This window comes from Ktedonospora formicarum, assembly GCF_016587355.1.
Lineage (GTDB): Bacteria > Chloroflexota > Ktedonobacteria > Ktedonobacterales > Ktedonobacteraceae > Ktedonobacter > Ktedonobacter formicarum.
In genome coordinates this window covers 740531-762891 of the sequence record NZ_BNJF01000001.1, presented here as the reverse complement: position 1 = coordinate 762891, position 22361 = coordinate 740531, and the positions used below count along the sequence as shown (strand labels likewise).

Sequence of the window (22361 nt, the reverse complement as noted above, 5' to 3'; positions counted from 1 at the left end):
GGTGCCCAGGGAGCCAGCGGGAATATTCGCTGGCTCCCTGGGCATTCCTATTATCATGTGGGCTCACTACCCCATACAAGCTTGCCGTTGATATAGACTGTGACGCGTGACGATGGCTGATAGCCAACTCCACTAGCGGAGAACGAATAGTCATTGCTCTCGTTGTAGTTGCTCCAATCGGCCTTGTTGAAGCGTACCTTGATCTCGCCAGTATCTTGGCCCTGAGCCAGATTGCCTGCTCCGGCTGTGAAGGCAATCTCCAGGTAGTGGCTGGCATTAGTGCGTGGTGGAGAAACCATGCCGATACGTTGGTTGAGGTTGGCGCAACCGAGGGTCGCGAAGTCACACCAGGTTTGTTGGGCTTGTGTACCATCGGCGGTGTACCAGTAGCGGATGGTGACTGTGCTGAGGGCTAGTGAACTATTTCCCCCATTCCGTAGTTTGAAGGATGGTTGAATCTGGTTGACGGTTGGGCCGTTACCATTACCGCTCATATATTGAAGCTCAAGGTCGCCACTTGTCGCGATTGCGGTTGGCGTGGAGGTCGGTGGCGTGGTTGGCGATTGTGTTGGAGTGGAAGTTGGCTTTTGAATTTCCTTGAAGGGATAGAGGATGCTCTTCAGGTAGTTCTGTTTCTCCTGGTTAAGATGGGTCCAGTCGTCCTGTAAAAGCCCTCCTGTGTCACCTGAATCGGGATTCCAACTCCAGAAAGTCCAGTTGAAGCCATTGGCACCGGGGCCGAGGTAACTAACGAGGCTGGTGAGCCATTGCTTATCTTTCTCACTCTGGAGCCTGGAGCCGAACTCGCCAACCCAAACGGGCGCTATATTCTGTTTTTGAATGTAGCCCCAATAGCTGTCCCAGACGCCCGGTAGATTTTGTGGAAAGGTACTCTCCTTGAACCAGGGTTGAGGATAGAGGCTCTCTGGATAGTCATGTACGGAGTAGACTAAGCGATTGGCTATTTTTAACTGAATGGGATGTTCCTTCACTCCCTTGAGATTTGCGCCCCACCATGTACAGTTGCCGGATGTTTGCTTATTGGCATTGGCTGAGGGGTAGCACTCGACACCTTCGACAAAGATGAGCCAGTTCGGATTGACTGTGAGGATGGCATCCCCCGCACGCTCGGCTGCTTGCTGCCAATCGAGTTTGGGATCGCCGCATCCCCAGCAAGCAGGAGTGTGCGGTTCGTTATGCAGATCGGCTCCCACGACCATAGTATTGTTCCGATAGTGTTTGGCTAACATTTGCCAGTCAGCTATCCAGCGCGACTCAGGATATTGAGCCGTATACCAGAGCGGTTCCTGTTGCGCGCTTGAAGGGCGGTGTCGATCAAGGATAATGTGTAAGCCAATCTGACTGGCGTACCCCACAATCTTATCCAGCAGTTGCAGGCCACGCAACCCTTGTAAGTCCGGGTTTTTCGTATAGTCTATACCGGATGGCGTATTGTTAGCATCGAAGAGCTGATTGGTATAGGGGATGCGAATAGTGTTATATTGCTGGGATTTAATCTGATTGAGCATGTCTTTATAATTGCGTACATTAAGACCGTGGACGACAAGGGTATTGGTCTCGAAGCCAAACCAGTTGACGCCAGCAATACGCACTGGCTGATTGTTTGCATCGAGGATCTGGCTGCCGCTGGTGTGCCATGCGCCGGTGCCAGCCGTCGCTCCCACAGAGGTTTGGGAGGGGAAGAGATTCGACTTGAACAGGCTAAAGCCAGCAACGAGTAACGCGCCTATCAAGATTAGCGATACAATGGCGATCAGTAAGCGTGTGAATGTTAGACGTGGCTTTCTGCGCAAAGGACTGTTCACACTGGTAACCTGACTATAGAACGGCAAGTCAGGGTCTGTTGGTCGTGAATGCTCTGTATTCTCAGGAATGTGCTTCATAAAAAACCTCTATGGTCTTATGCGAAAACCAGTGCCGCTGTTGAAGCTAGCGCGCTCCCTGGGTGAGAACATGAGTTGCCGCCATTCAGGTGGCATTGGCTCTTGCCTTAATTCAAGCGTGTTCAGGTCTTCGCATAAAGGGTAGGAATATGCCCAAAGGGTGGTGCCCTTTGAGCGCGTGGTTCTCTATAGTTCTTGTCCTCAAGTACAGCTATGTGGATCGTGCGCGACCTGATAAATCTGGATACGCGCGCGGGTATTGTTGCCGGTAGAGTTGAATTCAGTTCGTAGAATTGAGCGATGGAGCGCGCGGTCAAGCAAGAGCATGGGGCCGCCACGCGACTGAATATCATTAAGCATATTGGTATCGATAACAAGGTAATCGATGTTATTCCAGCAGTTATGTAGTAGCGTATCATGTACCTCTGGATCGAAGGCCGCGTTCCAGTAGATGTGGGCACGTGGGTAAGTTGAGCTGTTGCCAGCGCCCATACTGCCACTTTCATGCAGATCGGTGTACAGGTAGCTATTGATAATCAGCACCGAGTTCTGTGGCACATTGCGGTTGATCCACATAAGCGCCTGACGTTGGGGCTCAGCATTGTTTTGGCTGAATTGTGGCTCCTCACGTTGGAGATTGAAAGGAATGATGGCTCCAATCAAGAGAAAGAGGAGTAAGGCTCGCGCCAGATCAAAGCCGACGCGCTGGCTCAGTATTCTCAAAGGAACGTTTAGTGCCATGACGATGCTAATTGTGAGCAGAGGCAATATGGGTAGAATCGAGAAAGGGAAGATGTTCTGGATGGCGAGCAGCATGAGCCAGTAACTCACCACAAAGAGCGCGAGTAGCCACTGTAAGCGGTTCCACCATCCACCAATAATATGTATTACCAGGGAAAGAGCACCAGCGATAAAGAACGGGAGATCCAGGCGCATCCAGGTCTCCCAACTGTTCGCGAAGTTGCCAGTCTCTTGCGTGTACTGCGCTTGTCTGAAGAGTGTACCTAGCAGGCTGGGGTGAGCATGTGTATCTCCGGGCAAGATGCCAGGGGGAAAGAGCTCACCCTTCATAATCGCTAGAAGAGCATAGGCTGAACTGAGAGAGAGTACAATATAGCCAAAGGCTACCAGGGCAAACTTGCGCTGAAAGCGTGTCGCGAAGAGCCAGACGCTATAGAGCATGATCGGGACGAAGACAATGAAGACCTCCTGGCTCAAGATGGCGATGCCCAGGGCGAGTGCTGAGTAGATGATGTTGCGCAGGCGGCTATTCCCATGCACTACGAAAAAGATTGAGAGCAGAAGCCAGAAGGTTCCGATATTATCGAGCAAGACCTCGCGCTGATAGGTTATGGCTAGGGGGGAAAGGGCGAAAATCGCCAGGGCGAGCAGACTCGCGCTTCGGCTCCCGCTCAAGCGTCGGGTAATCAAGTAGAGAAGAAGCGCGCTTCCCCCTGACAGAGCGAGCATCATTACGCGCCCACTATTGATGGCAGTTTCAAAACTGAAAAAGCCGCCAGTGAGCAAGGTCCAGAGCGCGATTTGCATCCAGCCAACGGGGGGATGGTCATAGGTATAGGGGTAGGGCTGAAGGTTGCCGTGAATCAGCGCCCAGGCATTTGCCATATAGGCACCCTCGTCTGGCCCATATAGCGGGAAGTTGAACATATTGAGCGCGTGTGCCCAGAGTGTGAGGCCAAGCGCCAGTGCAACGACCAGCCCTTCTATCCAGAGCGGTATCACTATGGTCTTCCGCTGTGAAGGATTAAACAGGTCTATCCGTGGTAGGAGACGTGTTCTGATGAGCGTGATACGCTGGCGCTCAGCTGATAGCCAGCGTATCTGCTCTAATAGCGAAGTATTGCCAGCCTCATGTGTTTCCTCTTTAGGTGGCTTATCCGGGATAACCGCATGCACAAAGAACCGGCTATTGCGGTAGAGTGTCACATTGCCCGGATCTAGTTCACCCTTTGCGGGTTTGGCCTTGTCCGTCAGTGGTGGTGTCTCAGGCGGTTTAGCGGACGCAATAGGTGGTGTACGCGGTGGTACCTGACTCTGGATACCGGTCTGTTGTGGCTTGTCTGGCTGCTCTGGTCTTTGCATTTATGTGCTTCCTCCTCTTCGACTTAGCTATGAGCTGGCGCATTGCCGCGATGTTGCCCAATATGGGCCGTCTTTTCCCAATTGGAAGTACCTTTGAGAAAGCGGTAGGTAGCGCGTAGCGCGCCGATACCCAGCAAGATCTGATAGGGCATAAAGGCTAGAAGCAGAATCAAGGCTTCTTTCCAACTCCATTTGCGATGATGCACTTTCACAAACTCATGTAGGCCCGCCAGATCGATGAACATAGCCAGAATGAAGCAATAGAAAGGCATAAAGGTCAGCATTGCCATCCACACGGGCAGCTTGACGAAGAAGAACATCACAATCGAAACGGGGATCATCAGCGTAAAAAAAGCCTGAACCTCTGGCAATATGAGCACATAGAGCGCGAGCATGCGGCGTTGGAAGGTATCAAGTTTGAGCCAGCGGCCCCGGAAGAGAATCTGGATAAAGCCCTGGTTCCAGCGCGTGCGCTGTTTGATAAATTGCTCAATAGTATGAGGAGTCTCCTCCTTCGTTACAAACTCATCATCATAAATGATACGCACGCGTGCGCCCGAGAGGCAGAGGCGGATGCCCAGATCGGCATCTTCTGTCAGACAGGTCTCATCCCAGCCCCCGAGGCGTTGCATAAGATCGCGCCTGACGAAGACGGTATTGCCTCCAAGGGGGGTCATGCCGACATTGGCGAAGAAGTGGAGCGAGGACTTAAACCAGAAGAAGTACTCTAGCACATTGAGGAAGCAGAACCACTTCGTATTGTGGTTCATAAGCTGGACGCCACTTTGCACAACGTCCACTTTCTCATTAAGGTAGGTGGTGTTGATAATTTGCAGGATATCGGGATGTGGCTCATCTTCAGCGTCGAAGATCGTCACGATATCGCCCGTGGCAACACGTAGGGCGAGATTGAGCCCATGCGGTTTATTGATTGGCTTATCGTTGAAGATGACCAGTTGGACGTTGGGGTCGCGCAATTCGTTGATTTTGGCGCGAGCCTCGGCAATGGTGCCTGTATCGTCCTCGCGGCAGATTGCCATAATCTGAACAAGCTTGCGTGGATAGTTCAGGTCATAGACCTTCTGGATTGTGTCACGGTAAACCTCCTCTTCGTGGCGCGCTGGTAGCATGATGGTAAAGGAGAGGCTCGGCTCGCGATAGATGGTTGGCGCGCTATTGAGCAGAGCTTGCTCTGGTTCCTCCCAGATGAAGAGGCGCAGACGAATATTGAAGATGGCCTGAATTGTCATCAGCACGATGATAAGCATGTAGAGTGCTTCCAGGCCGTTTATGAATATGTTCCAGAACATAGTATTTTCTATCCTCATGGTGAGACTAGCTCACCGCGCTATTGCGTTTCTCTGAAGCCTCAGCGTTGGGTTGTGCTTCAACAAGGTCGCGTATCCGTAGCAGTACTTTCCTGCCCACAGACAGTACGGGTAATCACAGGGGTCTTGCCATTGCTTGTTTCGAGATTTCCCTGAGATGTGAGTAAGGTATATGCTTCGTTGGCGCCCCCGCGTTTGAGCGTCAGTAAGAGCAAACTACGACCTTTAAGAGTCACGTCCTGGCTATTCCAGTTATGCGTCGGTAAGCTCAGGCCATCGGGTCGAATATGGGCGATCTGTGTGGTCTCACCTTTGTTGATAAAAAGCAAGCTAACGGTGTTGTGGGCTTGATCCTGCGTAACATAGAGTGAGACATTGTCTTGCTGGTTGGAGGTGGGCACGTAGGTCTTTTGCAGATGCGTGAACAACTGCATAGTACGCAGCATTAGCGTCGCCTGATTTCCGCGCGAGGTGAAAAGTGGATAGGGGGTGTCGACGCCTTCGGTTGAGAAGAAGGCCATGTATTCGACCTGCTGATCCATCAGTCTCCCCAGGGTATCAGCCCACCAGAGCGCGGCGTAGTCGGGTGGTGGAACCGCGTTATTAGGATTAGTATTGACTTCAGTGATAGCAACAGGCAGATCGCGCTGGAAGTCCTGTCTTACAATCTGGCGCAGTGAGGAGACCAGATCGTCCCACTCACCCGTGCTATCAAGCAAAAGGCTAGTTGCCTGGCGTGCATCGTTGAATGGATAGCGATGAAATGAGACGCCATCGAGCAGGTGAAAGCCAGCGGTCGGATGTGTCTTCTCATATGTGCTCACCACCTGGAGAAACGTCTCCATCCAGAGCTTGTTGGTTGAATCTCGCGGCCCGAGGCCCGCGCCATAGAATTGGCTGATTTCAGGACCAAAGACTTTAATGTTAGGATCATTCTGGTGCATGGCGATTGAGTACTGGATAAAAGCCTGGGCATATTCGATCGCGGTATAGGTTGCGCCTGTATCAGGATTAGTCAGACGATCCGGTTCGTTGCCGACCACCCAGTATTTGATGGGATATAGTGTTGTGGTGGTGTTCTTACGCTGGATGCTGTGAGCGTTGTTCATGTAATCGACAAGGAGTCCGGCGCGGCTGGCGCGTGACGAAAGGGTATCCGCATGCTGCGGATCTGAGAGTGGAGCCTGAATGAGACCATCCGCGCCAGTATCATGAAGCAGGTGGCTGAAGTCATCGAGTTGTGCGGTGGAAAGTGTGTGCTGTTCGCCCCATTCGCCACCAGGAAAGCGAAGCAGGCGGATCTGTGCCGAGCGTAGACCCTGCACAATCGCGGAATCGTAGCTCATAAAGCCGCTACCCTGAGCGTCCTGTGAATCGCTGCCAGCCTTGGGAAAAACATTGCTTCCGTAGAGATAGGGGCTGATTGGTTGGCCCAGATTGAGATCAACATTGGTCTGCTGAGCATCACCAATGCTTACGAGCAAGTGGGTATTCGCATGACTAATACTGGAAGTGCCCAGGACTAGAGAAATGAGGAGCATAGCGCTTAATAAGAAGACAAGGATACCTCTCCCCTGTCTTCTTGTGCGGCCTGATTTCTTGCCGCGAAGTGGTGGTCGACTGCCGGGAGCCAGGATTTCTGGCAAAGGATCGAGTCCTGTATGAGACGGTATAGGCTGAATGGTTGGTGCGGCTGGGACAGCCTGGTAACCTGGACCAGATGGTCTCGCTCCCTGTAAATGCTGGCATTCTCCTGACTGTGAGGAGGGGTAGCGTCGCGCGTTCTCATCGGATTGCATATAAAACCTCTTGTATAGGATTGCTGAGGTAGAAGATGAATAAAGCAAGCTTAACGATTGGATTTCCAGACCTGAACTGTATTGTCCGCACTAGCAGAGGCGATATGCTTGCCATCGGGAGACCAGGAGACTGCATAGACGCCCCGCGTATGACCGCGATACGTCAAGATCAGGTGTTTATTGGATGCTTCCCAGACTTGAACTGTCCCATCTTCGCTACAAGAGGCAATCAATTTGCCATCAGGGGACCAGGAGAGACCATGTACAGAGTCCGTATGCCCGACGTACTTGGCTCTTGTTGCGCCATCGATACCGCTTTCAATCTGGACTGTTCTATCGCCGCTAGCGGAGGCAACCAGATTGCCATCAGGGGACCAGGCGACCACATAGACCTCTGCCGTGTGTCCACCGTATTTGAAGATAGTTTGCCCCATCACAAAAGCTTCGCTAGGAGCGGTTGCCCAGTCCTGCAAGGTATTATCCCAGGAGCCTGAGGCGATGCTTCGGTTATCAGGAGACCAGGCGACGGAAAGGACGCCGGCGGTATGTTGTTGATAATTCAGAAAGGGATTTCCTGTCACGCTATTCCAGACCTGAACCGTCTTATCCTCGCTAGCGGAGGCGATCAATTGACCATCTGAGGACCAGGAGAGCGCATTCACGCGGTCTATATGCCCTGAAAAGGAGAGGCCCTGTTCCCCATCGCGCGCATCCCAGACCTGAACCGTCTTATCCTCGCTAGCGGAGGCGATGCGTTCGCCATCGGGAGACCAGGCAACAAAGGTGACCGCACCAGTATGTTTGTTATAGGTCTGCTTGAGGTTTCCAGTCGCGCTGTCGAAGATCTGCACAAGCTGGTCATCGCTGGCAGAGGCGATCAATTTGCCATCGGGCGACCAGACAATAGAGTTGACGCGTGCGGGATGCCCTCGGTAGATGAGAGTGCCATCACTGGTAATCTGGGAGTGAGTATTGGTCGATGTTGTATCCTGCGTGTTTGAACCCTGCTTATTGCTCTCGCTTCGACGGGTGAGAAGATACCAGGTGCCGATACCCCCACCAACGGCGGCCAGACCTAACAAGCCTGCCATAAGAGCCCGCCGAGTGAGAGGTTCTGGCTGGTCGCGCCGCGCTGGTGGATGCTCTACTGGAGGGTCGATAGGAGCTAGCTCCGTTGGTGTAAGAGGGAGCGGCTTATAGATGTTCGCACGCTCGGGTGATGGCTGTTGCGCAGCCTGTGATGGCGCAACACTGGACGCGACTGCTGACGCAGTGAGCGCTTGGGGTTGAGGTGTTGTCGGAGGGGGCTGAGGCGTCGAAATCTGTGCCTGGATGGGTGGCGTGTCGCTTGCCGTGACCGCAGTTGTTGGGGCCGCTGGCTCGGTAGCCCGCAAGTTTGAGATGACCACCGGATTAAACGTCGCTTCCTTCGAAGCATCCGTGAGCGCCTGCACGAAGTCCGCGATAGATGGAAAGCGGCGCGTGGGGTCCTTCGCCAACGCGCGCAACACTGTTCGCTCTTCCTGAGGAGTGACTGATGGAGCTTTGAGGCGTAGGGCTGGTGGTTGGCTATGGACATGATGATTCGCTATCTCCACGTAGGAGCCCTGAAAGGGGGGAACACCACAGAACCATTCATACACCACAACAGCAAGGGAGTACTGGTCGCTCCCTGCTCCCGGCTTTCCTTGAAGTTGTTCGGGAGCAGTATAAGGAATGCTATCTAGTGCCGCTTGTGTGTTGGGTTGTCTGGTACGTTTCAAGTTGCGCATAAGGGCTTCAAGCGCGAAGTCATAAACAAGAATTTGATTCTCGCGGTTCAGTAAGAGATTTTCAGGGCGTATATGTGTGTGAATGAAGCCCTGATTATGTGCGTGTTGGAGTGCCTCGCCTATCTGCTTAAGATAGGCAAGAAACTTGGTGAGTGGTTGGGTTTTCCCTTTAGGATATACCTGACGGAGGGTGATATGCGGGACATATTCTATGACCAGAAAAGGGCGCGCGTCCTCCAACCCTGCATCACATACACGCAGGATATGTGGATGGTTCAGGCTCGAGAGGTGATGCGCCTGCTTGAGAAAGTCATCCCTGACCTCTGTGACCAGAGGCTGAGATTGGATGTCGAGCACATATTGCCCTTTGTGTTGAATATGTTGTCCCAGGTAAGTATCAGTAAAGCGTCCCTGGTCGAGTCGACCAATGATGCGGTATTGTCCAATCTGTTGCCCCTTCTGATAGCTTGAAGGGACTGATTGCTCTTCTCTTTCCACCATAAAACAAAGCTCCCACGTATTTTAGATTATTGGTTCACTCTATAAATTTTGCACTGAATTTGAATGTCTTGTTGCATGTTTGCTATAAACAAACTAGAATACCGAGGATAGATGATATATCCTTGTTATTGCCTACTCAATCGGCTTGAAAGCTTGTGTACATTGGTAATATACATTTGAGTATCTCACATGTTAAACGAATAATACCAGCTTTTTTTGCTGTTGAATATCCCATGTATTACTAATTAGATGTGAGGCATTTCACAGTAAGAAGTAATATTGATAATCGTTAATATGATATTTAGTTGTGAGTGTATGATTGCTTGACTCGCTTTCCACAAATTTGGGAGTCTTCAGGACTTTGCAGGTAAGAGTGTTTCTCAAGGGGAAATGTGAGAGAGCGTATGTACCATCTCCTTTTAGTAGGAAGGAAAAGGGGACGAACCATGCGCTTGTGTTAGAATAGAAGTGACAAAGAGCGAGCAGTCCATACAGGGAGGATTTTGTTACGCGATGGAATTACCAGTTACATTTGACCGCCAGGGCTTAATCCCTGTGGTCATTCAGGATGACGTGACCAATGATGTACTTATGGTCGCGTTTATGAATGGGGAGGCGCTACGTCGAACACGCGAGAGCGGTTACACTCATTTCTATAGTCGTTCTCGCAACACCATCTGGCGGAAAGGCGAGCAGTCTGGTCATACTCAACAGGTGAAAAGCATCTATGTGAACTGCGAGGAGAATAGCCTCCTACTTCGCGTCGTTCAGCAGGGTGGCGCAGCCTGCCATGAGGGCTACCATAGCTGCTATTACCGTCGTTTGCAGGATGACAATAGTTACGAAACCATAGCCGAACGTGTATTTGATCCAAAGAGTACCTACACTCATGCGGCTCATGTGCAACCGGAGCGAGGAGCCATTACACCTGAGATGCACCAAAAACTAGAAAGTATCATGCGCCAGCTCTATGGCATCTACCTGTATTTACGAGATCACGACTTGAGCGAGGAGTCCAATACCTCGCGTCTTCTGCAAGAGCGCAGCCAGAGCTATCTGACCTCGCGTCTGGGTGATGAATTAGAAGAACTAGCCGAGGTACAGAGCGGTGAGCATGTCCACACCGGGAGACAGTCGGATACCGTATTGGAGGGTAGCCAGGTTGGTTACTGGCTCTTTCTGCTTGCCGCTGGTCGTGACATCGCGTATCCCAATTTTGAGCCCCATAGAGCTCTGCTAGAGGGCTACGAGGCTCAGGAGAGCGAGAGCAGGATCATCGAGCTTCGCGAGGAATGCCTACGCCTGGTAGCTGCTGAGCAGCCTGAAAAGATGGCTCAGGGTCTAGCTATAGGCTTTCGCCTGATAGGTTGGGCCTGTGCCGCAGCGGGTGTTGACCCTCTCGCGCCTTCTGAGTTTGACCTGGGACAGATGAGGAGAAAGGGGCTGGTACCATAGTATGCCATCGTCCATGTTGTCCTATGATGCTATCATCTTCGACCTCTTTGGCACTCTGGTGGACGACCTGCAAGATGAACCCTTTACGCAAGCTTTGGAAGAGATGGCTGATATTGTTGGCGCGCCCCACGAGGCGTTCTGCCAGATGTGGATGCATGATACATGGCCTATGCGCGCGTCGGGCCAATTCCCTGATGTCGAGGCGAACATTATCTATGTCTGCACTCAGCTAGGCATTACACTCAAACCGGATCAATTGTTGCTCGCGGCAAAGCGCCGTCTCGCGCTCACACAAGCCTCTCTGCACCCCCGGCATGATGCGCTAGAAACACTGGAGAATTTGCGCCGCCTGGGCTACATGCTTGGATTGATCAGCGATTGCAGCATGGAGGTCCCTTTGCTCTGGCAAACAACTCCCTTTGCTCTGCTCATCAATGAACCCATCTTCTCCTGTGCAGTCAAGCTGAAGAAACCAGATCCACGCATCTATCGACTGGCGAGCGAGCGCCTGAGCGTATCTCCTGAACGCTGCCTCTTTGTAGCGAATGGTGAGAGCTACGAATTGGCGGGCGCGCGGTCTGTGGGCATGACATCGATCTTGATTCGCGTACCCTACGCTGAGAAGCATAATCCACGCTGCCATGAGGCGAAGACGTGGGAAGGTCCTCGCGTAACTAGCCTCAAGGGCCTGCTAGCGCTTCTGGATGGTGTGGAGATAAAGACGCTAGGAACACCTGGACAACGAACAAGTGATGGCATATAATGCCAGTCCCTATTGAATGTAACAGCTAGAACTGGTGGGTGGATATGCCTGATAATAGTGAGAATACACAAACTGGCCTGCAAGTTGCGACGGCCAACGAAGCAGATTCGCAAGCTATGCCTGAGCGTGCGGGGGCGATTCGCGCTATTATCTTTGATCTTGGAGGCACGCTCATTGATTGGCCTGACTGGGATGAGGATATTGAGCGACGCTGGGGATTATCGTATGACCATTTGATTGCGTATATGAATGGGAGGGTATGGCCTGAGCGGGAGGCTTATATCCAGGCTATGCGTGCCGCCGAGAAGGCGCACTGGCAGCGTGTCACTGAGCAGCATATGAGTGAAACCGCTGATATGGTGTTACTCGATGGTTTTCACCGCCTGACTTGTACTGTGAATGAGCGAGAATTGTTAACGGCTCTGGATGGTTATGCCAACGCCGTGATTGGCTGGGCGATTATCTTCCCTGAAATCGTTGGGACGCTCATAGAATTGCGCAAGCGTGGTTATCGTCTTGGCTTGCTCTCTAATACCTGGTGGGCTGCCTCCTGGCATAACGCGGACCTGGCGGCACACGGCCTGACCTCGCTTTTGGATGTTGTCATGTATACTTCAGAGTTGCCCTACTCGAAGCCTCATCCCTATGTCTTTAAGGAGGCGGCGCGGCGGCTTCATATGGAACCGAGCGCGTGCGTGATGGTTGGCGACCGTATGGCCGATGATGTGGGAGGCGCGCTCAGCGTTGGGATGCGTGGCGTCTGGCGCTACAATGAGTATCCCTGGCCCAAGCCCAAGGAGATTACTCCATCGGCAGTAATTACAACCCTTACTGAATTGCTCACGCATTTGGAGTTATGGGAAGAAGCTGATAGTCCCGCTACTCGTTAAGCATGCCCACGCAGCTAACCGCGTGGGCACTTATGATGCCCTGTAGAATTGGCTAACTGGTGAGCGATGGTACTTCGGGAGCCTGATCATATTGCAGCACGATCAGGGCCGCCAGGACGAGCACACAGCCTATAATCTGAGCGATATCAAGCTGTTGTCCTAACCAGAAGTAGGCGATGATTGAGCCCGCCACCAGTTCAAGCGTCGTGACAATACCGACGCGTGTCGCATCCACGTGACGTAACGCGCCCAATTCGAGCGCGAAGGGAATCGCCATGCCGGCAACACCAACGACCGTGATCAGCAAGAGGGTTTGCCAGTCCCAGGTAGAGGCGGGGATTGACCAGGGAGGCTGGACAAAAAGCCAGAATATACCCGCGACAATGGCACCATAGGCGGTGGCTGGCAGGGACGGCACGTCGCGCCCTATGCGTTTGCCTAATAGGAGATAGGCAATGAAGAAGAGCAGGGCCAGGACTCCAAACAGCAGCCCAACTAGATTAAGCCCGTTCAGGCTCAAGTTCCATACCCCTGTAAGTAACAGCAAGCCACAAAGCGTACATATCAGCGCAATAATGACAGGAAGCGAGGGCAATTTTCGCTTCCAGATGGCTTCTCCAAGCGCCATCCAGGCCGCCGCGCTGAATTGAATGATAAGGGCAACAGCGATTGGAAGCAGACTAATCGCCATAAAATAGGTATAGGTGACCATTGCCAGCGTGAGCCCAAAGGCAATGATCCAGCCCCAGGAGCGCGCATACCACTTCAATCCCTGCCTCCAGCCAATTAGCATCACCACCAGCAAGCAGAGCCCACCAATGAGCATACGAAACTCGACCAGCGTAATAGGGGTTACGCCGCGTTGATCGAAAAGGACGCGCGAGAGATTTCCATTAAAACCAAAGAGGAGTGATGCTGCTGCAACCATGGAAAAGCCGAGTGCTTGCTTTGAGCTACGGCCTCCTTGTTGAGATTTTTTCTTAAGAGCCATTGCGAAGAAAGAACCTTCTCTAGTAGCAAACGATGAGATAAAAGCGCAGTACAGAAACGTATTAATATCAGCCAGGTAGATTGCCCCGAATACCGATATATCCACGATGATGCCGGTGTTGCCACAGTATAACACATCCATGATTGGTTACTTGCTGGAGCTCATTGACAATCTCCATCCATGAGCCATACACTGAGCCTGGATTACAACAATGTCGTTGTCTATAAACGCGCGAATAAGGAGCGTGCTTTTATGAGCGATACCTTTCATGTCTCCCGTTCCTATGGTTTTGAACGACAATTACAGGTCTACATGGCTGGATTACAGGGCCAGCGCCCCACAATTGCGGTGAATCCCGAGGCTCTGGAGCAGCAAGCATCGGCGGCGATGACGCCTGAGGCCCAGGGATACCTGGGGGGGATGGGGTCGTCCATGAGGGCGAATCGCGAAGCCTTCCAACGCTGGCAGATTGTGCCTCGCATGTTGCGTGATGTCTCGCAGCGCGATTTGAGCGTTGAAATCCTGGGCACACGCTTGCCGGTCCCTTTTCTACTAGCACCGATTGGCGTACTCTCTATTATCCATCCCGAAGCTGAACTGGCGGTAGCGCGTGCGGCGAAAGCGCTGGAAATTCCTATGCTTCTAAGCACCGCATCTTCTAAGAATATGGAAGAGGTCGCGAGCGCGATGGGGGAGACTCCTCACTGGTTTCAACTCTACTGGAGCAAGGACTTTGATTTGACCGCGAGCCTTGTTCAACGCGCTGAGCAAGCGGGTTACCAGGCTATTGTCGTCACGCTCGACACGACCTTATTAGGATGGCGCGATCAAGACATACAGAATGCCTATCTTCCCTTTCTGCTTGGTCAGGGATTAGGAAATTATGTGAGTGACCCTGTCTTTCGGCGCGCGCTTCCTGATCCTCCAGAGGAGAATCCTTTCGCCGCTGTTCGTCATTTTGTCAATATCTTTACCAATCCTGCCTTAACCTGGAATGACCTGGCGTTCCTGCGTCAGCACACGAAGCTTCCCATTCTACTGAAAGGCATCCTGCATCCCGATGATGCGCGCCGTGCTCTGGATAGCGGCATCGAGGGGATCGTTGTCTCTAATCATGGCGGACGTCAGGTTGATGGCGCCCAGGCTGCTCTGGATGCGCTTCCACGGGTAGTCGATGCCGTGAAAGGACAGGTCCCAGTGCTCTTTGATAGCGGCATCAGGCGCGCATCAGATATCTTCAAAGCGCTAGCCTTGGGTGCGCGAGCGGTTCTGTTGGGGCGCCCCTACGTCTGGGGACTGGCTCAGGGGGGTGAAGATGGTGTGAGCGAGGTGCTGCAAAACTTCCTCGCAGACCTGGACCTTACCCTGGCCCTCAGCGGGCACACATCCTATAGTGCGTTGACTCGTGATGCACTTGTTCGCGAGCCCTGAAAGGCCTCCCCTTAGAGCTTCCACCATTGTCGGTGCCAGGCTCGGGCCATGTTGAGTGCCTCGCGCGTTTCCTGGGAGAAACTATTCTGGCATTCCTCTAGCTCGGGGGCACCGGCATAGAGATCTACAATCCCTAAATCAACGTCAAGCAATGGTTCCAGGGCTGCTGCTGTGCAGTATGGAACATAGGCAGGGCTATAGCCGCCTGCCTGGAGCATGACCAAACGTCCTGAGCATACTTGTTCCGCGAGTTCTAGCATCAGGCGTGAAATACAACGAAAGCCATCCATGCTCATCATCAATTGGGTTAGAGGATCGAGCCAGCTTGGGTCCTGCCCAGCTGTGATAATGATCAATTCTGGTTGGAACTGAATGCCAATAGGCAGAACTAGTTGTTCAAAGAGCGCGCGGTAGCCTCGATCACCAGTGCCAGGTGGCAGCGGAATATTGATCGTATAGCCAGTGCCAGCGCCGCTTCCTATCTGCTCTAACATGCCCGCGTTTTTAGGGAACCAGTTGCGTTGATGCATGGAGACGAAGAGTACTTCCGCGTCATCATAGAATGCCTCCTGCGTTCCATTCCCATGATGGGCGTCCCAATCCACTATCATGATTCGTTTGAGCCCGTATCTCTTACGCGCATAGTGGGCAGCAAGAGCGGTATTGTTGAAAACACAGAAGCCCAATGCCTTATTGTGTGTCGCGTGATGGCAGGGTGGACGTAGCAACGCATAGCAGTTGCGCACCTCACCTTCCATGACGGCTTGTGTGGCATTTAGGGCTCCACCAGCCGCGTAGAGCGCTGCCTCAAAAGATCCTGGGCTCAAGATTGTCTCTTCATCTACCTCGCCCCAGGAGCCATGTCCTGGTCCACCTTGCGCGAAAGCGCGTATCCCCTCGATATAGGCATGGGTATGAAACATGGTCAATTCTTCGATGCTGGCAGGGCGAGCCGTCACGGGCCGCATCATCTCTGTCATGCCAGATATATCGAGAAATTCTTTTGTGCGCTTAGTTATGAATGCTGAGGAGGGATGTGGCTCTGGTGAAAGCTGGAAGACGCGATCTCGTAACTGAACCTTTCCTTCCACTCCAGTGTCGTGGGCCAGGAAACGTTCATCAAAGACCAAACCACTCCGATATGCCATGGTTGCAAATACCCTTCTTAAGTGTGAGACCTGTGACAAAATATAGTGCTGATACATGATACTTTCTCGGGTAGAGGAGCACTCCCTTACTATACGATAAAAAGTTGATGGGCGTATTTTCTCATAATGGAACGTCCTTAAGAGTGGAGATGTACTTGCTCTCCAGGAGAGAGGAGCGTTTCCTACAGCGTGTACATACGTCTAGAACTAGTGTATAATGCGGGTGCGTGCAAGCCACACATCTTTGAGGTTGTTATGGCAGAGGCTATCTGTCGAAAAAACACAAGAAAACCTCGATGGACAGTACGCTTTTAAGTTGACAGATATTCACCGGACGATACATATTTCACAAACCTGGCTCGCTGCTTGTTGTGCTCATACTCAGGGCCAGATTGTTTGGCCTACATCAGGTGGGACTGCAATCAGTCGATGGTTTGAGCGTTCCATGCAAAAACGCCCTCTTGGGGAAAACGGATGACAAGAAAGGAGAGCGTGTTTCTTCCCGCCTGATGGCAGGAGTTTGCACACGCAAAGAATGAGGAATGATTGAAACAGTTCCATCAGGCTCCATATTGCATGGGCGTTACCGCATCGAACGCGTTCTAGGAAGCGGTGGCTTTGGGCATGTTTACCTGGGAACAGATATGCCCAATACGAATCTGTGCGCGGTCAAAGAATATTTGGTGACAGGGGCAAGCGGACAGGAACAACTGCATCATGAAGCGACGGTGCTTAGCCATCTGCATCACCCCAATATGCCGGCTTTCCAGGATGCTTTCATGGAGCGTGGGCGCTACTATATCGTCCTGAATTATATTGAAGGAAACGACTTAACTGATCTGATTCGTTTGACTCGTCAGCGTGGCGAGGTCATTCCCGTCGGGCAGGTTATGAGCTGGTTACTCTCTATTTGCGATGCTGTACACTTCATGCATAACCAGCGCCCACCTATCATTCACCGCGATATAAAGCCGGATAATATCCGTATCATGCCCAATGGAACCGCCGTGCTGGTGGACCTTGGCAATGCTAAAGCCGCCGCCGATGGAGCGCGCACCCTTTTCTTTATTCGCCACCAGGGGACGCCCGGCTACGCGCCACCAGAGCAGTATCCAGGCGGAACCGGAACTGACACACGTTCCGACGTCTATGCGCTTGGCGGAACCCTCTTTTTCGCTCTTACCACTCATGAGCCTCCCAGTGTCTCGGCGCGTAACCAGTCAATCCAACAGCGGCGACCAGACCTCCCAACCTTACAGGATATTGTAAACAGTAATCCGCCGGAAGAGAGCCCAGAGGCCCGTGAAGCCCGTCAGTTTCGCCTGGGGGTCTCTCAGCCAGCGAAGCCTGCGCCTCGTCACTCACGTCATGTCGCGCAGCTTGGGGCGATCCCACCCCAATTATTGCAGCAACTCAGTCGCATTATCTTGCGCGCAATGGCGATGCGCCCAAAGGATCGTTATCAGTCGGTCGCGGAGTTGGCTCATGATCTCCAGATGGTCATGGCGCACCTTCCTACACCTCCGCCACAGCCGGGACCGGGATCACAGCCACCCAATCCTAATAGCACGCAGCCTAATCTGGATACGCTCTATGATCAGATGGTCGCGGATGGGCGAATCAAGCCCCCCACTGACCAGGCTGGAGCCTCTATGCCGCAACAGATGCAGACACCTTCGCGTTCCTGCTCTCATTGTGGTAGTCTCCTTCCAACTGGGGCCGCTACCTGCCCCAATTGCGGTGCGTCGGTTATCCCTGTTCAACAGAATAGCGCACGCTCAGGCGCGCAGAACGCGATTCAACAGCTAGAGGGTGAGCAAACGCTTGTCCAAAATAAGGCCAAAATGGAGCAGTCTATCCCAAATCGTCAGGTCGCCTCGGTAGCACAGACGCCACCTCAGCAAGCCCCTGGTGGTGTCGCTCAAATGTCCCAGGGGGGAGGAGCCACACCTCAACCTGCCTATGTTCAACAGCAACAACAGGTAATGAGTGCCCCCCAACCGCAGGCGACAGTTGCCTCATCAAGCCCTCCCCAGCAAAGCCCTCAAGTTTCCCAGAGCCCCAAGGAGCCGCAGTTGAACCTGCGTGTGCTACTTCCTTTGCTCCTGGGGCGCTCCTCGTTCTCGCCATCATTACCTTTTTCGTCATCAGTCATACCCACCAATAATATGGAGACTTACAATGATTGAGTGTCCCTTACGCAAATCTAAGGGACCAATCTCCTCAAGCCCACATTTCCTGTAATGAGGGACGTATCCGCTTGAGCCAGGATGGTAACGAACTGGCCCAGTTCAGGCGCTCCATAAGGTTCTCAATCTGAATATCATTGAGATCTTCGGACCCAAAGAAAAGGTCCTCAAGCGGGCCATTGATGGTGGCGATAGGCGCGATAATCATCAGGGCATCCGCCAGCAGCGCGGCTTCACCCTTAACAGGTGGAAATACCTCGCCATAGGCAGCCAGAAATTGGCGCGCGCGCTCAGGTTCAAAGCCTCGCTTCACCAGGGGAGGAGTCAGCGGTTCGCCAGGATGCCAGGATAGAGCGCAGAAGTAGAACAGAGCATAGGCTACTTCAAAAATGCGTTTCTCCCAGCGTGAAGCTTCCAGGCCCATTATTGCTGTCACTCCTGCTGGGCCAAAGCGCAAGTTGAGCGCGTGATAATCACCGTGAATGTGAAATTCCGGTAGTGATTCTCCCGCACCTCCTATAGCAACCATCGCAGGTGGCAAGACAGCTTCCCATTGTTCTGCCCAATTGGTTAATGCCAGCGCGATAGCCTGATTCCCGCAAGTCTCAGCCCGTCCACGTGCCAGATGTAGCCAATTCTGTACCATCGCTCCGATATGCGCCTCTTCAGGCCAGCGATATTGTGGTCCCTGATAGCGGCTTGAAGCCTGGTGCAAACGACCAAGCATTGTCGCAGCGGCCTGCCCCCAGGTGGTACTACGCGGATTGAGCGTGCTAAAGAGCTCACCCTCGGGCCACTCCTGTAATTCAAAGGAGTCCTCGCCAATGGTGACATATGGCTCGCTTTGCGCTGTCTGAAGGTGCGCTGGCAAAGGAATACCTTGCTGACGCAAGTAGGCATGAAAGGAGTCGCGATGCCCATTGTCATTTCCCATTGGACTCTCAGGGCGCTCGCGTAAGATGTAGCGCTTGCCCTCAACCTCTACTAACAGGCTCAAGCTAGTCGCATTTGAGAATTCAGCTGGACCGAGGTTTGTCCAGGTATGAATGCCAAAGGACCGCATGATCGTATTGAGATCAAGCAAGTCCTCTGGCAGAGTTTGATCGTTGTGATATTCGTTCATTGAGCCATTCTAAATTTCTACGGGAAGATCTTCGCGGCTCCCCATTCGTTCCAGGAGCCATCATAGTTGGTGATCCGAGGATAGCCTAGCATTGCTAGGCTGAACAGGACTGTTGTGGCTGCCACTCCACCGTTACAATAGGCAACAATATGCTTGTTTGGTGAGACGCCAGCGCCAGTGAAGATCTGCTTTAGTTCTTCGTTGCTGCGGAAAGTTCCTGTCTGGGAATCGATCAGTTCTTCGCGAGGGAGGCTAAGGGCTCCGGGAATACGTCCGGCCCGACCTTCGCCCCTGCGAACCTGTCCACTATACTGCCCGTAGTCACGAGCGTCAACGAGCGTCGTTTCTGTTTGCCCTATTTGTGCCAGAACCTCTTGAGCCGTCGCGCGTAAGGTTGGTTGCGCTACCGCTGTAAAGGTCGTTGGCTCGTAGGTTGGAATGGTGCTGGTGAGCGGACGCTGTTCGCGTTTCCACTTGGAGAGTCCCCATTGAGCACGACAACCTGGGTATGCCCATAGTAGTTTAAGGCCCACCACAGGCGGGTTGAGAACTGAGAGGCGGGATGGGAGTCGTAAGCCACAACGAGATGCTGATTGCCAATTCCCAGACGCCCTAACACCTCGGCGAAGCGTTCCGCTGGCGCGATTTGAGCTTCCACTGCGTCGTCGTGATCGACGATGTCACTGCTCCAATCGATGTACACCGCGCCTGGAATATGTTCCTGCTCATATTCATCGCGGGCTCCAACATAGTGCGTGTCCTGTACCTTTGTGCCATCAGATTCTTCGCGCTCAACGCTACGGACATAGCCACGCATGTCTACAATGCGGAGATGGGGATCGCTCAAATGTTCCGCCAGCCACTCAGTCTCTACGAGAAATGCTTGCCGCTGTGGTTCTAAAGTTCCCTGATCCAACAGTATCGTCCTCTCTAACCGAAGAGTCCCGCTGCCTCGGGATTATCGGTGCTAACAAAGTGAGCCGGAGCGCCTAGTACGCTCATCGGTTTGACATCGAGAATGGTCATGGAATTGTTAGGTGTCTGAGTTGTGATAAAACGCTGCACCGTCAAACCAAGCGGGCGTGCCAGAACAAGGGCTGCTGTCGAGGCCAAAATCACATTATTCGCGGTGCTATAGGGACGGCGCATCTTGGCGACCGTCATCGCTGAGAGTCCGGTAAGAATGCCTGCGACCGCCATATTGGTACCACAGCGCTCATGAATTGCCAGTTCTGGTTGTGTTGTGCGTAAGAGATGCAGAGCTTCCTGCGCAGTGGGCAGGATCGCTTCAGTTGGAAGTTCACCAAACACGAAGAAACCTGCGGCAAATGAAATGCCTGAGAGACGTACTTCGGGATACTTGCGCGAGAGCAAGACAATTGTAGCATGTTCAAGGGCATGATTCTGGCGGACCGCTGCTCCCAGCGTCAATTGTTGCGCGACTTGCACAAGTGGATTTATTGAAGTCATCGTTTTATTCCTTCCAGCTTTTGATGGTGAGGAGTCTTTATGACCCATACGTTATATTAAACACCACGGCCTCATCACCAAAATGGATGACATCACCATCATTTAATGCCACTGGTTGCTGTATGCGAACATTGTTGAGCATGGTTCCATTAACACTTCCCAGGTCGGCGAGGAACCAGCGACCCTCCGCGAACCAGAGGCGGGCATGCCTGCGTGAAACGGTGCGACCCGAGATGACTAGATCGCAACCGTTGGTTCGTCCAATGGTTGTTACATCCTGGTGAAAGCGGAAGGAGCGCTGGGCCATCGGGCCATTCTGAATAGTGAGACGTGCCAGGACAGGGCGACCGCTGCCATCAGTGTAGCGATCAAGGGCCGCACGCTTATTGGAGAGGTCGTCGCCACATGACGTACAGAAGAGGCGTGAGCGTGGATTCTGAGCCCCACAGCGGAAGCAGGTTATCATCTGCTGTCCCCCAGCCATATTCAGGTCTGGGGAACTAGTAGGTGGCAATGGCTGCACCGGTACGGGAATTTGATCATGTGAGGGTGATGAACCCCCCATCACGCGCCAGGGGCGTGGCATCGAGAGATTGGCGGCTGTGAGAGCACTCGTGAGAGCGCCAATAAAGACATCCGCAGATTGATAACGATCAACTGGCTGCTTGGCTGCCATCTTTGTGATAATTTGGATGATGCTGGGAGGCACATTTTCAGCGCTCAAGCGCTCGACTGGCAAGGGATCATTGACGTGCTTGAGCGTGACTGAGAGCGGATTCTCAGCCGCGAAAGGCACGCGTCCGGTCAGGCAGTGGAAGAAGACAATGCCAAGTGAATAGATGTCGCTACGACGGTCGACCGCCTGCCCGGTGCCCTGCTCGGGTGACATATATTGAGGGGTGCCAATGCCGGTTCCTACGCGTGTCAGATTGGTTGTGCCTTCTAGAATTTTCGCGATTCCAAAGTCAGAAAGCAGGAGATGTCCATCTTTGCGCAGTAGCATATTAGCGGGTTTGACATCACGATGCACGATACCATTGCGGTGCGCGCAGTCAAGCCCTTCCGCCGCTTGGATGATGAAGTCTGCCGCTTCTGTGACGGGAATTGGTCCCTTTAAGCGATCCTTGAGTGTTCCTCCATCGACACATTCCATGACGATGAAGGTGATATTATCAAGTTCGCCAAAGTCATGAATCTGGACAATATTTGGGTGTGCCAGCTTCGCTACAGAGCGTGCCTCCTGTACGAAGCGTTTGACAAAGATTGGGTCACGCGCATGGTAAGCTGGAAGGATTTTGATAGCGACATAACGGTCCAGAGTAGGCTGGTACGCTTTGAATACCGTCGCCATGCCTCCGGCACCGATGCGGTCCACAATGCGAAACTGGCCCAGCGTTTTTCCAATCAATGCCCCCGCATCTTCGCCGCGCCCAGCCTGGTGAGGAGAAACATTCTCTGGTTGCATACCCCGATCAACTCCCTCTGTTCTGCCAT

At 52.8% G+C, this 22361-nt stretch carries 17 protein-coding genes; 5 read left to right on the top strand and 12 right to left on the bottom strand.

What is annotated here, in order from left to right:
- Positions 1-53: 53 nt before the first annotated feature.
- From K3T82_RS03360 to K3T82_RS03340, 5 genes are all read right to left on the bottom strand, one after another.
- Positions 54-1904, bottom strand: a complete 1851-nt coding sequence (locus K3T82_RS03360; protein ID WP_220192081.1) for a cellulase family glycosylhydrolase — start codon at positions 1902-1904, stop codon at positions 54-56.
- A gap of 201 nt (positions 1905-2105) precedes the next feature.
- Positions 2106-4007, bottom strand: a complete 1902-nt coding sequence (locus K3T82_RS03355) for a phospholipid carrier-dependent glycosyltransferase (RefSeq protein WP_220192080.1) — start codon at positions 4005-4007, stop codon at positions 2106-2108.
- Positions 4008-4030: 23 nt separating this feature from the next.
- Positions 4031-5317 (bottom strand): glycosyltransferase, encoded by a 1287-nt coding sequence (locus tag K3T82_RS03350; protein WP_220192079.1) that lies wholly within the window; start codon positions 5315-5317, stop codon positions 4031-4033.
- Positions 5318-5394: 77 nt separating this feature from the next.
- Positions 5395-7134, bottom strand: a complete 1740-nt coding sequence (locus tag K3T82_RS03345; protein WP_220192078.1) for a glycoside hydrolase family 44 protein — start codon at positions 7132-7134, stop codon at positions 5395-5397.
- 50 nt (positions 7135-7184) lie between these two features.
- Complete coding sequence (locus tag K3T82_RS03340) at positions 7185-9407, bottom strand: serine/threonine-protein kinase (protein WP_220192077.1); 2223 nt, start codon at positions 9405-9407, stop codon at positions 7185-7187.
- Between the two features lie 513 nt (positions 9408-9920).
- Between K3T82_RS03340 and hisI the strand changes: the two genes are divergently transcribed.
- Genes hisI through K3T82_RS03325 form a run of 3 tightly spaced genes read left to right on the top strand, consistent with a single transcriptional unit; the run spans position 9921 to position 12515 of the window.
- Positions 9921-10862 (top strand): phosphoribosyl-AMP cyclohydrolase, encoded by a 942-nt coding sequence (gene hisI / locus K3T82_RS03335; RefSeq protein ID WP_220192076.1) that lies wholly within the window; start codon positions 9921-9923, stop codon positions 10860-10862.
- Between the two features lies 1 nt (position 10863).
- Positions 10864-11625, top strand: a complete 762-nt coding sequence (locus tag K3T82_RS03330) for an HAD family hydrolase (protein ID WP_220192075.1) — start codon at positions 10864-10866, stop codon at positions 11623-11625.
- 44 nt (positions 11626-11669) lie between these two features.
- Positions 11670-12515 carry an HAD family hydrolase gene (locus K3T82_RS03325; protein ID WP_220192074.1) on the top strand — a complete coding sequence of 282 codons (846 nt, stop codon included), beginning with the start codon at positions 11670-11672 and terminating at the stop codon, positions 12513-12515.
- Between the two features lie 52 nt (positions 12516-12567).
- Here K3T82_RS03325 and K3T82_RS03320 read toward each other — a convergent pair whose 3' ends face one another.
- Positions 12568-13506 carry an EamA family transporter gene (locus K3T82_RS03320; RefSeq protein WP_220192073.1) on the bottom strand — a complete coding sequence of 313 codons (939 nt, stop codon included), beginning with the start codon at positions 13504-13506 and terminating at the stop codon, positions 12568-12570.
- 252 nt (positions 13507-13758) lie between these two features.
- On the opposite strand from K3T82_RS03320, the gene K3T82_RS03315 reads away from it, so the two are divergent.
- The gene (locus tag K3T82_RS03315) at positions 13759-14937 is read left to right on the top strand and encodes a lactate 2-monooxygenase (protein WP_220192072.1); all 1179 of its coding nucleotides are present in this window, start codon (positions 13759-13761) and stop codon (positions 14935-14937) included.
- 11 nt (positions 14938-14948) lie between these two features.
- Here the strand turns inward: K3T82_RS03315 and K3T82_RS03310 are convergent, their stop codons facing one another.
- Complete coding sequence (locus K3T82_RS03310) at positions 14949-16085, bottom strand: class II histone deacetylase (RefSeq protein WP_220192071.1); 1137 nt, start codon at positions 16083-16085, stop codon at positions 14949-14951.
- Between the two features lie 542 nt (positions 16086-16627).
- On the opposite strand from K3T82_RS03310, the gene K3T82_RS03305 reads away from it, so the two are divergent.
- Positions 16628-18274: a serine/threonine protein kinase gene (locus K3T82_RS03305; protein ID WP_220192070.1), complete on the top strand. Its 1647-nt coding sequence runs from the start codon at positions 16628-16630 to the stop codon at positions 18272-18274.
- A 34-nt stretch (positions 18275-18308) separates the two neighbouring features.
- On the opposite strand, the gene K3T82_RS03300 is transcribed toward K3T82_RS03305, so the two are convergent.
- From K3T82_RS03300 to K3T82_RS03285, 5 genes are read right to left on the bottom strand one after another with little or no spacing between them, the layout of a single operon-like run.
- Positions 18309-19397 (bottom strand): phosphotransferase enzyme family protein, encoded by a 1089-nt coding sequence (locus tag K3T82_RS03300; RefSeq protein ID WP_220192069.1) that lies wholly within the window; start codon positions 19395-19397, stop codon positions 18309-18311.
- 17 nt (positions 19398-19414) lie between these two features.
- Entirely contained in the window at positions 19415-19756 is a 342-nt protein-coding gene (locus tag K3T82_RS03295) for a sulfurtransferase (RefSeq protein WP_236031228.1), read from the bottom strand.
- Positions 19757-19800: 44 nt separating this feature from the next.
- Positions 19801-20313 (bottom strand): rhodanese-like domain-containing protein, encoded by a 513-nt coding sequence (locus tag K3T82_RS47500; protein ID WP_236030980.1) that lies wholly within the window; start codon positions 20311-20313, stop codon positions 19801-19803.
- Positions 20314-20327: 14 nt separating this feature from the next.
- The gene (locus tag K3T82_RS03290; protein WP_220192067.1) at positions 20328-20867 is read right to left on the bottom strand and encodes a DUF6391 domain-containing protein; all 540 of its coding nucleotides are present in this window, start codon (positions 20865-20867) and stop codon (positions 20328-20330) included.
- Between the two features lie 37 nt (positions 20868-20904).
- On the bottom strand, positions 20905-22332 hold the full coding sequence (locus K3T82_RS03285) for a protein kinase domain-containing protein (protein WP_220192066.1): 1428 nt from the start codon (positions 22330-22332) through the stop codon (positions 20905-20907).
- Between the last annotated feature and the right edge of the window lie 29 nt (positions 22333-22361).

Excerpts from the sequence above, each read along its gene's own strand:
- K3T82_RS03320 (WP_220192073.1), bottom strand. The coding sequence starts at position 13,506 with ATGGCTCTTAAGAAAAAATCTCAACAAGGAGGCCGTAGCTCAAAGCAA.
- K3T82_RS03355 (WP_220192080.1), bottom strand. The coding sequence starts at position 4,007 with ATGCAAAGACCAGAGCAGCCAGACAAGCCACAACAGACCGGTATCCAG.
- K3T82_RS03330 (WP_220192075.1), top strand. The coding sequence starts at position 10,864 with ATGCCATCGTCCATGTTGTCCTATGATGCTATCATCTTCGACCTCTTT.
- K3T82_RS03305 (WP_220192070.1), top strand. The coding sequence starts at position 16,628 with ATGATTGAAACAGTTCCATCAGGCTCCATATTGCATGGGCGTTACCGC.
- K3T82_RS03285 (WP_220192066.1), bottom strand. The coding sequence starts at position 22,332 with ATGCAACCAGAGAATGTTTCTCCTCACCAGGCTGGGCGCGGCGAAGAT.
- K3T82_RS03315 (WP_220192072.1), top strand. The coding sequence starts at position 13,759 with ATGAGCGATACCTTTCATGTCTCCCGTTCCTATGGTTTTGAACGACAA.
- K3T82_RS03350 (WP_220192079.1), bottom strand. The coding sequence starts at position 5,317 with ATGTTCTGGAACATATTCATAAACGGCCTGGAAGCACTCTACATGCTT.
- K3T82_RS03340 (WP_220192077.1), bottom strand. The coding sequence starts at position 9,407 with ATGGTGGAAAGAGAAGAGCAATCAGTCCCTTCAAGCTATCAGAAGGGG.
- K3T82_RS03290 (WP_220192067.1), bottom strand. The coding sequence starts at position 20,867 with ATGACTTCAATAAATCCACTTGTGCAAGTCGCGCAACAATTGACGCTG.
- K3T82_RS03300 (WP_220192069.1), bottom strand. The coding sequence starts at position 19,397 with ATGAACGAATATCACAACGATCAAACTCTGCCAGAGGACTTGCTTGAT.
- hisI (WP_220192076.1), top strand. The coding sequence starts at position 9,921 with ATGGAATTACCAGTTACATTTGACCGCCAGGGCTTAATCCCTGTGGTC.
- K3T82_RS03360 (WP_220192081.1), bottom strand. The coding sequence starts at position 1,904 with ATGAAGCACATTCCTGAGAATACAGAGCATTCACGACCAACAGACCCT.
- K3T82_RS03345 (WP_220192078.1), bottom strand. The coding sequence starts at position 7,134 with ATGCAATCCGATGAGAACGCGCGACGCTACCCCTCCTCACAGTCAGGA.
- K3T82_RS03325 (WP_220192074.1), top strand. The coding sequence starts at position 11,670 with ATGCCTGATAATAGTGAGAATACACAAACTGGCCTGCAAGTTGCGACG.
- K3T82_RS03310 (WP_220192071.1), bottom strand. The coding sequence starts at position 16,085 with ATGGCATATCGGAGTGGTTTGGTCTTTGATGAACGTTTCCTGGCCCAC.